Origin of the sequence: Enterobacter cloacae complex sp. ECL411 (genome assembly GCF_021869665.1) — a bacterium.
Taxonomy (GTDB): domain Bacteria; phylum Pseudomonadota; class Gammaproteobacteria; order Enterobacterales; family Enterobacteriaceae; genus Enterobacter; species Enterobacter intestinihominis.
On the sequence record NZ_CP091486.1, the window covers coordinates 4,536,581 to 4,549,784 of the forward strand.

The window sequence follows — 13,204 nt, forward strand, 5'->3', positions numbered from 1 at the left end:
ATATGACCATAATGGAAGCCGACCTGCATCAGCTGAAAATCAACGACCCGTTTCTTGGTCAGTACCAACGGCTGGTCCGCGATGTGGTGATCCCCTACCAGTGGGATGCGCTTAACGATCGCGTGGCGGAGGCTGAACCCAGCCACGCCATCGCCAACTTCCGCATCGCGGCCGGTCTGGAACAGGGGGAGTTTTACGGGATGGTCTTTCAGGACAGCGACGTGGCGAAATGGCTCGAAGCCGTGGCGTGGTCGCTGTGCCAGAAGCCGGATGCCGAACTGGAAAAAACCGCCGACGAGGTGATCGAGCTGGTCGCAGCGGCGCAGTGTGAAGATGGCTATCTCAATACCTATTTCACGGTGAAAGCACCGGCCGAGCGCTGGACCAATCTGGCCGAGTGCCACGAACTGTACTGCGCCGGGCATATGATTGAAGCGGGCGTGGCGTATTTCCAGGGAACCGGAAAGCGCCGCCTGCTGGACGTGGTGTGCAGGCTGGCGGATCATATCGACAGCGTGTTTGGCCCGGGCGAAAACCAGCTGCACGGCTATCCGGGCCACCCGGAAATCGAGCTGGCGCTGATGCGGCTGTACGACGTCACGCAGGAGCCACGCTATCTCAATCTGGTGAAATACTTTATTGAGGAACGCGGCACACAGCCTCACTTCTACGATATCGAATATGAGAAGCGCGGCAGAACGTCATACTGGAACACCTATGGCCCGGCGTGGATGGTCAAGGACAAAGCCTACAGCCAGGCGCATCAGCCCCTTGCCGAACAACAAACGGCCATCGGCCACGCCGTGCGTTTTGTCTATCTGATGGCGGGCATGGCGCATCTGGCGCGCCTGAGCAACGACGAAGGGAAACGTCAGGATTGCCTGCGGCTGTGGAACAACATGGCACAGCGCCAGCTGTACATCACCGGCGGGATTGGCTCGCAAAGCAGCGGCGAGGCATTCAGCAGCGATTACGATCTGCCCAACGATACGGTCTATGCCGAAAGCTGCGCCTCCATCGGCCTGATGATGTTTGCCCGCCGAATGCTGGAGATGGAGGCGGACGGCCACTACGCCGACGTGATGGAGCGCGCACTATACAACACGGTGCTGGGTGGCATGGCGCTGGACGGTAAGCATTTCTTTTATGTGAATCCGCTGGAAGTGCACCCGAAAACACTGGCCTTTAACCATATCTATGACCACGTGAAACCGGTGCGCCAGCGCTGGTTCGGCTGCGCCTGTTGCCCGCCGAATATTGCGCGCGTGCTGACCTCGCTGGGGCACTACATTTATACCGTTCGCCCGGACGCGCTGTTGATCAACCTGTACGTGGGGAACGACGTCGCCATTCCGGTTGGGGATAACATCCTCCAGCTGCGGATTAGCGGAAACTATCCGTGGCATGAGCAGGTGAAAATCGAGATTACCTCACCAGTTCCGGTGACTCACACGCTGGCCCTGAGGCTGCCGGACTGGTGTGCGGAACCGGCTGTTTCGCTCAATGGTCAAGCCATTACAGGCGAGGTCTCCCGTGGATACTTATACCTCAACCGCAGCTGGCAGGAAGGCGACACGCTGACGCTGACGTTACCGATGCCGGTCCGCCGCGTGTACGGCAACCCGCAGGTGCGCCAGCAGGCGGGGAAAGTCGCATTGCAGCGTGGGCCGCTGGTTTACTGCCTGGAAGAAGCCGATAACGGCGCAAATCTGCATAACCTTTCTTTGCCGCAAGACAGCGCGTTTCGGGTATTTGAAGGCAAAGGCATTTTCGCGCACAAGATGCTGATACAGGCGGAAGGGATCGGGTGTCAGGCGAAGGACACTGATGCCCTGTGGCAGTACGACCACTCGCCGGTAGAACGTCAGCCCCAGACGCTGACCTTTATTCCATGGTTCAGCTGGGCAAACCGGGGAGAAGGGGAAATGCGGATATGGGTGGATGAAGGCTGAATAACTGCGGCCTGTTGCCCTCACCCCAGCCCTCTCCCACGGGAGAGGGAGTAAAAAGTAGGCCGGGTAAGGCGAAGCCGCCACCCGGCTTTAACCCGGCTCAGGCCGCCCGGGAGATTAAAACAGCCCCAGCGGTTTATCGGAGTAGCTGACTAACAGACATTTCGTTTGCTGGTAGTGCTCCAGCATCATTTTATGGGTTTCGCGCCCGATGCCCGACTGTTTGTAGCCGCCAAACGCCGCATGAGCCGGATAGGCGTGATAGCAGTTTGTCCATACGCGTCCGGCCTGAATGCCGCGGCCCATTTTATAGGCCAGATTACCGTTACGGCTCCAGACGCCAGCCCCCAGGCCATACTGCGTGTCGTTCGCGAGCTCCAGCGCCTCGTCCATGGTTTTAAACGTGGTGACGGCCAGCACCGGTCCAAAAATTTCCTCCTGAAAAACGCGCATGTTGTTCTTACCGAACAGGATAGTCGGCTCAAGGTAGTAGCCCTCCTGCAAATCGCCGCCCAGCACCTTACGACGACCGCCGGTCAACACATCAGCCCCCTCTTTTTTACCGATATCAATATAGTTGAGGATGGTTTCCAGCTGGCCATGCGATACCTGCGCCCCCATCTGGGTAACGTTATCCAGCGGATTACCGCTGCGAATCGACTCCACGCGCCGGATCGCCCGCTCCATAAAGCGCTCATAAATGGATTCCTGCACCAGCGCGCGGCTCGGACAGGTGCAGACTTCGCCCTGGTTAAACGCAAACAGCGCAAACCCTTCCAGCGCTTTGTCGAAGAAGGCGTCCTCTTCATCCATCACGTCGGCAAAGAAGATGTTCGGCGATTTCCCGCCCAACTCCAGGGTGACCGGAATGATGTTCTGGGTCGCGTACTGCATAATCTGCTGACCCACTTCCGTTGAGCCGGTAAACGCCACTTTGGCGATACGCTTTGAAGTAGCCAGATATTCGCCGATCTCTCCCCCGGCCCCGTTGACCACGTTAATGACCCCCGGCGGCAACAGGTCGCCAATTACCTCCATCAGCAGCAGTACCGAAAGCGGCGTTAAGCGTGCAGGTTTCAGCACAACGCAGTTACCCGCCGCCAGCGCGGGCGCCATTTTCCAGCTCGCCATCAGCAGCGGGAAGTTCCACGGAATAATTTGCCCCACCACGCCGAGCGGCTCGTGGAAGTGATACGCCACGGTATCTTTGTCAACTTCACTTATTCCCCCCTCCTGGGCACGGATGCAGGACGCAAAATAGCGGAAATGGTCGATCGCCAGCGGCACGTCCGCCGCCATGGTTTCGCGGATCGGCTTGCCGTTGTCCCACGTTTCTGCGGTCGCCAGCAGCTCCAGATTCTGCTCCATCCGATCGGCGATTTTGAACAAAATGGCCGCTCTGTCCTGAACGGACATTTGCCCCCACTTATCTTTCGCCTTATGCGCCGCATCCAGCGCTAAATCGATATCCCGTTTGCCCGAACTGGCAATTTCACACAGCGGCTGGCCGGTAACGGGCGTCAGGTTGGAATAGTATTCACCGTCGACGGGCGCCACCCAGTCGCCGCCGATAAAGTTGTCATAGCGGGGCTTCAGCTTAAGGGGAAAACCATACTCGCCAGGCTGGATACGCGATGAGGGAGGATTGTTTGTCATGACCGTCTCCTTGCTGTTGTTGTACAACAAGGGTAGTTCCGGCTGGTGATTTTCTCGCCAGCGGGTAGCGGGTTTACGAGCCGCATCACGGATTACCGTACTTTACGTTTCGTTTCTGCCGCCGCAGCCATACTTAATAGCTCAAGGGCTCATGAGGAATGATGCAATGCAGCTATTTATCGGCTTTGACGTGGGTGGAACCCACATCAAACACGGCGTAATTAATGAAAACGGCGAAGAACTGACATCCGATGAATATGATACGCCGGACGATGAAAGCACCTTCAAAGAGAAGTGGAAAGCGGTAGTGGATAAGTACTGCCAGGAGCACGAGATCGCCAGTATTGGCGTGAGTTTTCCAGGACATATCAATCACCATACTGGCGAAGCGGCCAAAGCCGGGGCGCTGGACTATCTTGACGGCGAAAACCTGTGCGAACTGTTCGCACAGCTGACCGATCTCCCTGTGACAATCGAAAACGATGCCAATTGCGCGGCGCTGGGCGAGCGCTGGCAGGGCGCGGGCAAGGACTATGAGCATTTCGTCTGCATCACCATCGGCACCGGCATCGGCGGCGGTATCGTCATGGAGGGCGATCTCTACCGCGGGTCGCACTACCGGGCGGGTGAGTTTGGCGTGCTACCCGTAGGCAATGAGGGCGAACCGATGCATGAAGTGGCGTCCGCCAGTGGCCTGATGAAAGCCTGCCGCCGCGCGCTGGCCGTGTCGGAAGATGAGATGCCTGATGGTGAGGAGCTGTTTAAACGCATGGACAGCGACGTGCATCTGCGCGAGGCCATAGAAGAGTGGGCGCATTTCCTCTCGCGGGGCATCTACAGCGTGATCTCTATGTTTGATCCGCAGGCGGTGCTGATTGGCGGCGGCATTAGTGAGCAGGAGAAAATCTATCTCCTGCTGGATAAATATTTACAGCGATTCGAGGAGTGGGAAGCGCTCCGGGTGCCCATCCTTCCCTGCGAGCTGGGTAACCAGGCGGGAAGGCTGGGCGCGGTCTGGCTGGCTAAGCAGAAGCAGGCGCGCAGCGCTTAACGCTTACGGAAATAACTGCGCGTCGCGTAGCACATGGTCATTGCCACGACGACGCGTAAACCCGATGCGGTTGAAATACTCCAGGATCTGAATCGCCAGTTTGCGTCCAACATTCAGCCGATCGCGGAAGTCTGCGGCGCAGGTTGATCCGCGCGCCTGATCCAGCTCCCGGATCAGGTTCGCAAACGCCACGATCCGATCGTTGCGGTAATAACGATCTTTCACGATCGCCACAATCATGCCCTGCTGCGCCGCATGCCGCAGTACCTGACGCATCAGCTGCTCATCGGTATTGGTTTCACGCGCCAGATCGCGCACCCACCAGGGTTCATCGCCAAACAGCGCCGCCACTTTTTGCCAGACCGCGTCCTGCTCAGCGGTAAAACCGGCCTTATGTTCCGGCAGGTGTAGCCAGCCGTGATGACTTGCAATCACGCCGCTTTCACGCATGTTTTCAATCAGCAACAGCACCAGCGCGTCGTCTTCCATGGGCAACGCCATACGCCGCAGACGTTCACGGCCTGGGCCTGGCTCATCCTGATGCTGTTCATGATAGGTCGCCAGCGTGCTCAACACTTTACGCTGCCAGCGCGCCGCCACCGGCGCGTTCAGCAGGCTGTTGCCAGCCTGAATAAAACCCGGCTCCTGCGTCAGAAGACGCAATCCTTCACCGCTGAGCTGGCGCGCCCAGGCGAACGCAGCCAGATCCACCGCACCACGCTCAAGGTGGATATCTAACGCAGACTTGTCGTCACGAGCCTGGGCCAGCGAGGCCAGCCACGCTAAATACTCGGGCTTACGCTTGCCGCGACGGGGCGGATTCAGCATCACCACGCGGGCGCCCGCCAGGGTTTCGCGCGCGGAGATGTCGCGCAGAACCAGGCGGTCGTTATCCGCCAGCCAGAGCGGGGAGTCGAACACCAGTTCGGCGAGATAGTTTTCCAGCAGCGACACGCGTCCGGTGATGTGGCTGGCCGCGTGATGGATATGCAGCGGCTGCCACTGGGTCAGCGGCGTGTGGGTCTGTAGAGAAACGATAATCCGTTCAGAAGGCTCCGGCGGCGCGTCGGCCAGCAGCCAGTCGCCGCGGTTAAGCTGGTCTTTTTCGGCATCACCAGCAATATTCAGGGCGATACGCTGCCCGGCGTGGGCCTGTTCCACCGGCTGGTTTTGCGCGTGAAGCCCGCGCACGCGCATGGGTTTGTTCACGCCCGTCAGCCACAGGGTATCGCCCACGTTAACTTCGCCGCTCAGCGCGGTACCGGTCACCACCAGCCCAGCCCCTTTCACGGTAAACGCCCTGTCGATCGCCAGACGGAAGCGGTGATGGCTGGCATGCTCACGAGACGGGATCTGCTGCAAATGGTCGCGAAGAGCGTCGATACCGCGGCCTTCTGTCGCCACGGTGACAAACAGAGCGGCATCCTTAAAACCGTATTCACTCAGCGCCGCCAGTACCTCTTCACGCACCTCGTTGATACGCGCCTCATCCACACGGTCCGCTTTGGTAAGGGCGACGGTCAACTGCGGGTTTCCCGTCAGTTGCAGGATCGCCAGATGCTCGCGCGTTTGCGCCATCACCCCGTCATCGCACGCGACAACCAGCAGAGCGTGATCGATCCCGCCCACGCCCGCGAGCATATTGGAAAGAAACTTCTCGTGGCCGGGCACGTCGATAAAGCCCAGCACGCGACCGTCGGGCTGTGGCCAGTAGGCGTAACCCAGGTCAATGGTCATGCCGCGCTTTTTCTCTTCCGGCAGGCGATCGGCATTCACGCCCGTAATGGCCTGCAATAACGTGGTTTTGCCGTGGTCAACGTGACCGGCGGTGGCAATAATCATTTCAACATCATCTCCAGAAACCGCCCTTCATCTTCCAGGCAGCGTAAATCCAGCCACATACGACCATCACCGATCCGGCCAATCACTGGCGTCGGTAATGCGCGCCAGCGCGTCGACAGCGCCTCAAGCTGGCTTCCGCGTCCGTCGCGCGGGGTGAACGTCAGCGCTTCGCTCGGTAACCTGTCCACGGGCAGCGAGCCGCTGCCAATTTGCGACAGGCAAGGCTCGATACGAACTTCAAACTCAGGGTAATGAGGAGCAACCTGCGGCAGTAGCGCTTCCGCCCGCGCGCGAACAGAGGCTTCATCACGGCTCAGCAAACGCAACGTGGGCAGGCGGTCAGCCAGTTTCTCCGGGTGGAGATAGAGCCGCAGCGTGGCTTCCAGCGCGGCCAGCGTCATTTTATCGGCACGCAGGGCACGCTTCAGTGGGTGCTGCTGTAGCTGCGCAATCAGCTCGCGCTTGCCGACGATAATCCCCGCCTGCGGCCCGCCCAGCAGTTTATCGCCGGAGAAACTGACCAGGCTTACGCCCGCAGCAACCATTTCCTGCACCATTGGCTCTTTCGGCAGACCGTACTGGCGCATATCCACCAGCGACCCGCTGCCGAGATCGGCAATCACCGGCACGTTTAGCTCGCGCCCGATGGCGGCCAGTTCGGCCTCTTCCACCGTTTTGGTGAACCCCTCAATGTGGTAATTACTGGTATGCACTTTCATCAGCAGGGCAGTGTTTTCATTCACCGCCGCGCGATAATCTTTTGCATGGGTACGGTTGGTTGTGCCCACTTCATGCAGCGTGCAGCCCGCCTGGCGCATGACATCCGGAATACGAAACGCCCCGCCGATCTCCACCAGCTCGCCGCGAGAGACGACAACCTCTTTTCCGCTCGCGGTGGCCGCCAGCATTAACAGCACCGCCGCCGCGTTGTTATTCACAATGCAGGCATCTTCCGCGCCGGTGATCTGGCAGAGAAGATCCGCCAGCGCGCGATCGCGATGCCCGCGCCCGGCGCCGTCCAGATCGTACTCCAGCGTCACCGGCGAGCGCATGGCCCGGGTGACGGCCTCTATTGCTTCTTCTGCCTGCTGTGCCCGGCCCAGATTGGTGTGCAGAACCGTGCCCGTCAGGTTAATAACCGGGCGCAACGCGCTTTGCGCGTGCTTGCTCAGCCTCCATTCAACTTCCTGCGCCCATGCCTCGCACCAGCCGGGTAGCGCGTTTTCAGCCTGAATATGGCGACGCGCATCGTCCTGAAGCTGGCGTAGCATGTCGACCGTTGCAGTATGGCCAAACTGCTCCAGCACCGCAGTGATGCGCGGATCACGAAGCAGACGATCGGTAGCGGGGATCTGGCTGTAGAGGGAATGATGAGTAGTCATGAATGCGCCTGGCGAGTAAATATCTTCCCCCCTCCCGACGGGAGAGGGAGTTAACATGTGGGGGGATTGTACCGCCTCCCGCCAGGAAGTGTTATAACCCGCATCAAGCCTTTGGTGGTTCAGTCCGGGCGAAACTTTCGCGCTGGAAGAGCGTCTCCGCCAGTTTGACCAGCAGCGGACGATCCACGCACCAGCCCGGCGAGACGCGGCGGAAATTAAGGTAGCCAATGGCGCAGGCGATGGCGATCGTCGCCAGATTCAGGCTATCGCTCTGAATTTTCCCGTCGCGGATCAGCTGTTCGCACATATCCAGGCTGCGGCTGATTTTTTCGCGCTGGCGCAGCAGCTCATTTTCTGACTGCTGGGCGGCGGGCCTTGCCTGCTCGCGTACGGACGTTAATGCCGCATCCATAATGCCATCCGCCAGGGCTTCAATTTGCTTCATCGCCAGCGCCGCTTTTGGATCCGCCGGCAGCATGGCTGGCGCAACGCCAAGCAGCTCGATGTACTCCGCAATGATCGGGGAATCAAACCAGTAGTCGCCCTCGTCCGTTACCAGCGCCGGGACTTTCCCCAGCGGGTTGTACTGCGCAACGCCGTTCTCTGCGTTGTACGGTTGTTCATTTACGAATTCAAATTCAATCCCTTTCTCCAGCAGGAGAATCGAAATCTTACGCACGAAAGGACTGGTATAACTGCCGATGAGTTTCATTGCTTATCCTTAATGCCCATAAAGAGGTCAGTATGGATCAAGCCGAGAAAAAAGGCAGGTGTACGTATCGCATTCCTGCCGTGAGGGGATACGGGAGAAATCTGCATAAAAATATTTTGTGAATCAAATCACAATCTGGAAACAAACAGCCAACTTAACATTGTGATATTAATCACAAAATAGCCCTCATTTTGGCGTAATTCTGAGCAATGTATTTTTTTTACACACCCATTATGTGATTGCGATCACTTCATTAATATCCTCACCCCCTACATTCATGTGATTCAGATCACACAAAATTCCGCTGTCTGGACAGTTGAACGATTCAGTGCCAGATTTCACAGCATCAGAACAGGGCCCGGCTACCTCTGCCGCCGCACATTAACGATAAACCTCGGGCCACAAGCCTAAGCGTAAACATAAGAAGGGGTGTTTTATGTCATCCGATTTCAAGATCAAAGTGCAAAGCTTTGGTCGTTTCCTCAGCAACATGGTGATGCCAAATATCGGCGCGTTTATCGCGTGGGGTATTATCACCGCATTATTTATTCCGACAGGGTGGTTGCCTAACGAAACGCTGGCGAAACTTGTTGGCCCAATGATTACGTACCTGCTGCCGCTGCTCATCGGTTATACCGGTGGTCGTCTGGTGGGCGGTGACCGTGGTGGTGTCGTGGGTGCCATCACAACCATGGGGGTAATTGTCGGTGCGGATATGCCGATGTTCCTCGGTGCGATGATTGCCGGTCCTCTGGGCGGCTGGGCTATTAAGAAATTTGACGTCTGGGTTGATGGCAAGATCAAATCCGGCTTCGAAATGCTGGTGAACAACTTCTCCGCGGGCATCATCGGGATGATCCTCGCGATTCTGGCGTTCCTCGGCATTGGTCCTGCGGTTGAAGTGCTCTCCAAGCTGCTGGCGGCGGGCGTTAACTTCATGGTGGCGCACGACATGCTGCCGCTAGCGTCTATCTTCGTTGAACCGGCGAAAATCCTGTTCCTGAACAACGCCATCAACCACGGTATCTTCTCACCGCTGGGTATCCAGCAGTCACACGATCTCGGCAAGTCCATCTTCTTCCTGATTGAAGCGAACCCGGGTCCGGGTATGGGCGTTCTGCTGGCGTACATGTTCTTTGGTCGCGGCAGCGCGAAACAGTCTGCTGGCGGCGCGGCGATCATTCACTTCCTGGGCGGTATTCACGAAATTTACTTCCCGTATGTGCTGATGAACCCACGTCTGATCCTGGCCGTTATCCTTGGCGGTATGACCGGCGTGTTCACCCTGAGCGTACTGGGCGGTGGTCTGGTGTCTCCTGCTTCTCCAGGCTCTATTCTGGCGGTGCTGGCGATGACCCCGAAAGGCGCCTACTTCGCGAACATCGCGGCGATCTGTGCGGCCATGGCCGTCTCCTTCGTGGTCTCCGCTATCCTGCTGAAAACCAGCAAGGTGAAAGAAGACGACGATATCGAAGCGGCAACCCGTCGTATGCATGACATGAAAGCCGAATCCAAAGGCGCAACGCCGCTGGCGGCGGGTGATGTCTCTAACGACCTGAGCCACGTACGTAAAATTATCGTGGCCTGTGATGCCGGTATGGGTTCCAGCGCAATGGGTGCGGGCGTGCTGCGTAAGAAAGTGCAGGATGCGGGTCTGACCAACATCTCCGTGACCAACAGCGCGATTAACAACCTGCCGCCGGACGTTGACCTGGTGATCACGCACCGCGATCTGACCGAGCGCGCCATGCGTCAGGTGCCGCAGGCGCAGCACATTTCCCTGACCAACTTCCTCGACAGCGGCCTGTACACCAGCCTGACCGAACGTCTGGTTGCGGCCCAGCGCCATGAAGATAACGAAGTGAAGGTGCGCACCAGCCTGCAAGACAGCTTCGACGAGAGCAACGCGCATCTGTTCAAACTGGGCGCAGAAAACATCTTCCTTGGCCGCACGGCGACCAATAAAGAAGAGGCCATTCGCTTCGCCGGTGAGCAGCTGGTGAAAGGCGGCTACGTTCAGCCGGAATACGTTGAGGCGATGCTGGAGCGTGAAAAGCTGACCCCAACCTACCTGGGTGAATCCATCGCGGTTCCACACGGTACGGTGGAAGCCAAAGACCGCGTGCTGAAAACCGGCGTGGTGTTCTGTCAGTATCCTGACGGCGTGCGCTTCGGTGAAGAAGAGGACGACATCGCCCGTCTGGTGATTGGTATCGCCGCTCGCAATAACGAGCATATCCAGGTGATTACCAGCCTGACCAACGCGCTGGATGACGAAACGGTTATTGAGCGTCTGGCCAATACCACCAGCGTTGAAGAAGTTCTGGCTCTGCTTAACAAGTAACAGCGCCTCTTCCCTCTCCCCCCGGGGAGAGGGCTAGGGTGAGGGGGAAAACGTTCCTCACCCCAGCCCTCTCGGGTAAAAACATTGATGAAGGTTAACACTATGAAAGCATTACATTTTGGCGCAGGTAATATCGGACGTGGCTTTATCGGTAAACTGCTGGCAGACGCGGGCATTACCCTGACATTCGCCGATGTGAATCAGGTGGTTCTGGATGCCCTGAATGCCCGTCATAGCTATCAGGTTCACGTGGTGGGTGAAAACGAACAGGTTGAAACGGTCTCTGGCGTCAACGCGGTAAGCAGCATTGGCGACGACGTGATTGACCTCATCGCAAGCGTTGATCTGGTCACCACAGCCGTGGGTCCGGTGGTGCTTGAGCGTATCGCCCCGGCGGTCGCGAAAGGCCTGGCGAAGCGTAAAGCACAAGGCGTTGAAACGCCGCTGAACATCATCGCCTGTGAAAACATGGTGCGCGGCACCACGCAGCTGAAAGGCCACGTTCTGGCCGCTGTGGCTGATGAAGATAAAGCCTGGGTTGAAGCGCACGTTGGTTTTGTGGATTCCGCCGTTGACCGCATCGTTCCGCCATCAGAATCCGCCACCAACGACCCGCTGGAAGTGACGGTGGAAACCTTCAGCGAGTGGATCGTTGATAAAACTCAGTTTAAAGGCGCGCTGCCGACCATTCCGGGAATGGAATTAACCGATAATCCGATGGCATTTGTCGAACGTAAACTCTTCACGCTGAACACCGGGCATGCTATAACCGCGTACCTCGGGAAATTGGCCGGTCATCAGACGATTCGTGACGCGATCCTCGATGAGAACATCCGTGCGGTGGTCAAAGGGGCAATGGAAGAGAGCGGCGCGGTGCTGATCAAACGCTACGGTTTTGATGCTGATAAACACGCAGCATACATCCAGAAAATCCTCGGTCGTTTTGAAAACCCGTATCTGAAAGATGACGTTGAGCGCGTGGGTCGTCAGCCGCTGCGTAAACTGAGCGCGGGCGACCGCCTGATTAAACCGCTGCTGGGCACGCTGGAATACGGTCTGCCGCACGCTAACCTGGTGAAAGGGATTGCTGCCGCAATGCACTACCGCAGCGAGCAGGACCCGCAGGCGATTGAGCTGGCTCAGCTGATTGATGACAAAGGCGCACAGGCTGCGCTGGCGCAGATTTCCGGTCTGGATGCCAACAGTGACGTGGTTGCGGAGGCGGTCAGCGCATACAACGCAACCAAATGATGCAGAGTCCGGCGCAGGTTAGCCTGCGCCCGAATAACAGATTGTCAGATATGCAGGCAATAATGGAACAAACCCAGGCCTTTGAAAATCGTGTGCTTGAGCGTCTGAATGCTGGCAAAACCGTACGAAGTTTCCTGATCGCCGCCGTCGAGCTGTTAACCGAGGCGGTGAACATTCTGGTGCTTCAGGTGTTTCGCAAAGACGACTACGCGGTAAAGTATGCTGTAGAACCGTTACTGGACGGAGACGGACCGCTGGGCGATTTATCGGTACGGCTGAAGCTGATCTACGGTCTTGGCGTGCTCAACCGTCAGGAGTATGAAGACGCCGAGCTGTTAATGGCGCTGCGCGAAGAGCTCAATCATGACGGCAATGAGTACACCTTTACCGATGATGAGATCCTGGGGCCCTTCGGCGAACTGCACTGCGTAGCCGCGCTCCCTCCCGCACCTCAGTTTGATGACAGCGACCCTGAGCTGTACATGATGCAAAAGCTGCGTTATCAACAAGTTGTCCGCTCCACCATGGTGCTTTCCCTGACTGAGCTGATTTCTAAAATCAGCTTAAAAAAAGCGTTTCAGAAGTAAGCCCGCACACATTGGTGTATCCTTCCCTGTAAATTCCCCGTTTTCAGAGTTATTTGTCATGAAAGAAGTCGAAAAGAACGAAATTAAACGCCTGAGCGACCGTCTGGATCTGATACGCCATCAGATGGCTGGCCTCTCCCTTGTTGATTCCGCCGAGAAATATGCCGAGCTGGAAAAAGAGTCCGTGAAGCTGGAGGCGGAAATTGAGCGCCTGCGCGATGTGAAAGGCCAGAAGCTGAGTAAAGAGGCGCAGAAGTTGATGAACATGCCGCATCGCCGCGCGATCACCAAAAAAGAGCAGGCCGACATGGGCAAGCTGAAGAAAAGCGTCCGTGGCCTGGTGGTGGTGCACCCGATGACTGAGCTTGGCCGCGAAATGGGCCTGAAAGAGATGACGGGTTTTAGTAAGACCGCGTTCTGATCGCTC

Annotated in this window: 10 protein-coding genes; 6 read left to right on the forward strand and 4 right to left on the reverse strand. The window is 57.5% G+C overall.

Annotated features, from left to right (window positions below):
- Positions 1 to 2 precede the first annotated feature (2 nt).
- Complete coding sequence (locus L3069_RS21760) at positions 3 to 1,952, forward strand: glycoside hydrolase family 127 protein (protein ID WP_038416911.1); 1,950 nt, start codon at positions 3 to 5, stop codon at positions 1,950 to 1,952.
- A 117-nt stretch (positions 1,953 to 2,069) separates the two neighbouring features.
- Here the strand turns inward: L3069_RS21760 and aldB are convergent, their stop codons facing one another.
- A complete protein-coding gene (gene aldB / locus L3069_RS21765) occupies positions 2,070 to 3,608 on the reverse strand; it encodes an aldehyde dehydrogenase AldB (RefSeq protein WP_023307168.1) in 1,539 nt (512 codons plus the stop codon).
- 166 nt (positions 3,609 to 3,774) lie between these two features.
- On the opposite strand from aldB, the gene L3069_RS21770 reads away from it, so the two are divergent.
- Complete coding sequence (locus L3069_RS21770; protein ID WP_038416912.1) at positions 3,775 to 4,659, forward strand: ROK family protein; 885 nt, start codon at positions 3,775 to 3,777, stop codon at positions 4,657 to 4,659.
- A gap of 3 nt (positions 4,660 to 4,662) precedes the next feature.
- Here L3069_RS21770 and selB read toward each other — a convergent pair whose 3' ends face one another.
- The 3 genes from selB to L3069_RS21785 form a co-directional block, all read right to left on the reverse strand.
- Entirely contained in the window at positions 4,663 to 6,501 is a 1,839-nt protein-coding gene (gene selB / locus L3069_RS21775; protein ID WP_038416914.1) for a selenocysteine-specific translation elongation factor, read from the reverse strand.
- Entirely contained in the window at positions 6,498 to 7,883 is a 1,386-nt protein-coding gene (selA, locus tag L3069_RS21780; RefSeq protein WP_038416915.1) for an L-seryl-tRNA(Sec) selenium transferase, read from the reverse strand. Before selA ends, selB begins: the two co-directional genes overlap by 4 nt.
- 103 nt (positions 7,884 to 7,986) lie before the next feature.
- Entirely contained in the window at positions 7,987 to 8,595 is a 609-nt protein-coding gene (locus L3069_RS21785; protein ID WP_015572763.1) for a glutathione S-transferase, read from the reverse strand.
- Positions 8,596 to 9,031: 436 nt separating this feature from the next.
- Between L3069_RS21785 and L3069_RS21790 the strand changes: the two genes are divergently transcribed.
- The 4 genes from L3069_RS21790 to L3069_RS21805 all read left to right on the forward strand — a co-directional run bounded on the left by L3069_RS21790 (position 9,032) and on the right by L3069_RS21805 (position 13,198).
- Positions 9,032 to 10,939, forward strand: a complete 1,908-nt coding sequence (locus tag L3069_RS21790; protein WP_022649761.1) for a PTS mannitol transporter subunit IICBA — start codon at positions 9,032 to 9,034, stop codon at positions 10,937 to 10,939.
- A gap of 102 nt (positions 10,940 to 11,041) precedes the next feature.
- On the forward strand, positions 11,042 to 12,190 hold the full coding sequence (gene mtlD / locus L3069_RS21795; protein WP_100167839.1) for a mannitol-1-phosphate 5-dehydrogenase: 1,149 nt from the start codon (positions 11,042 to 11,044) through the stop codon (positions 12,188 to 12,190).
- Positions 12,187 to 12,777: a mannitol operon repressor MtlR gene (mtlR, locus tag L3069_RS21800; RefSeq protein WP_023298873.1), complete on the forward strand. Its 591-nt coding sequence runs from the start codon at positions 12,187 to 12,189 to the stop codon at positions 12,775 to 12,777. The genes mtlD and mtlR overlap by 4 nt, the downstream gene beginning before the upstream one ends.
- A gap of 58 nt (positions 12,778 to 12,835) precedes the next feature.
- The gene (locus L3069_RS21805; protein ID WP_022649764.1) at positions 12,836 to 13,198 is read left to right on the forward strand and encodes a YibL family ribosome-associated protein; all 363 of its coding nucleotides are present in this window, start codon (positions 12,836 to 12,838) and stop codon (positions 13,196 to 13,198) included.
- Positions 13,199 to 13,204 lie beyond the last annotated feature (6 nt).

Excerpts from the sequence above, each read along its gene's own strand:
- L3069_RS21760 (WP_038416911.1), top strand. The coding sequence starts at position 3 with ATGACCATAATGGAAGCCGACCTGCATCAGCTGAAAATCAACGACCCG.
- aldB (WP_023307168.1), bottom strand. The coding sequence starts at position 3,608 with ATGACAAACAATCCTCCCTCATCGCGTATCCAGCCTGGCGAGTATGGT.
- L3069_RS21770 (WP_038416912.1), top strand. The coding sequence starts at position 3,775 with ATGCAGCTATTTATCGGCTTTGACGTGGGTGGAACCCACATCAAACAC.
- selB (WP_038416914.1), bottom strand. The coding sequence starts at position 6,501 with ATGATTATTGCCACCGCCGGTCACGTTGACCACGGCAAAACCACGTTA.
- selA (WP_038416915.1), bottom strand. The coding sequence starts at position 7,883 with ATGACTACTCATCATTCCCTCTACAGCCAGATCCCCGCTACCGATCGT.
- L3069_RS21785 (WP_015572763.1), bottom strand. The coding sequence starts at position 8,595 with ATGAAACTCATCGGCAGTTATACCAGTCCTTTCGTGCGTAAGATTTCG.
- L3069_RS21790 (WP_022649761.1), top strand. The coding sequence starts at position 9,032 with ATGTCATCCGATTTCAAGATCAAAGTGCAAAGCTTTGGTCGTTTCCTC.
- mtlD (WP_100167839.1), top strand. The coding sequence starts at position 11,042 with ATGAAAGCATTACATTTTGGCGCAGGTAATATCGGACGTGGCTTTATC.
- mtlR (WP_023298873.1), top strand. The coding sequence starts at position 12,187 with ATGATGCAGAGTCCGGCGCAGGTTAGCCTGCGCCCGAATAACAGATTG.
- L3069_RS21805 (WP_022649764.1), top strand. The coding sequence starts at position 12,836 with ATGAAAGAAGTCGAAAAGAACGAAATTAAACGCCTGAGCGACCGTCTG.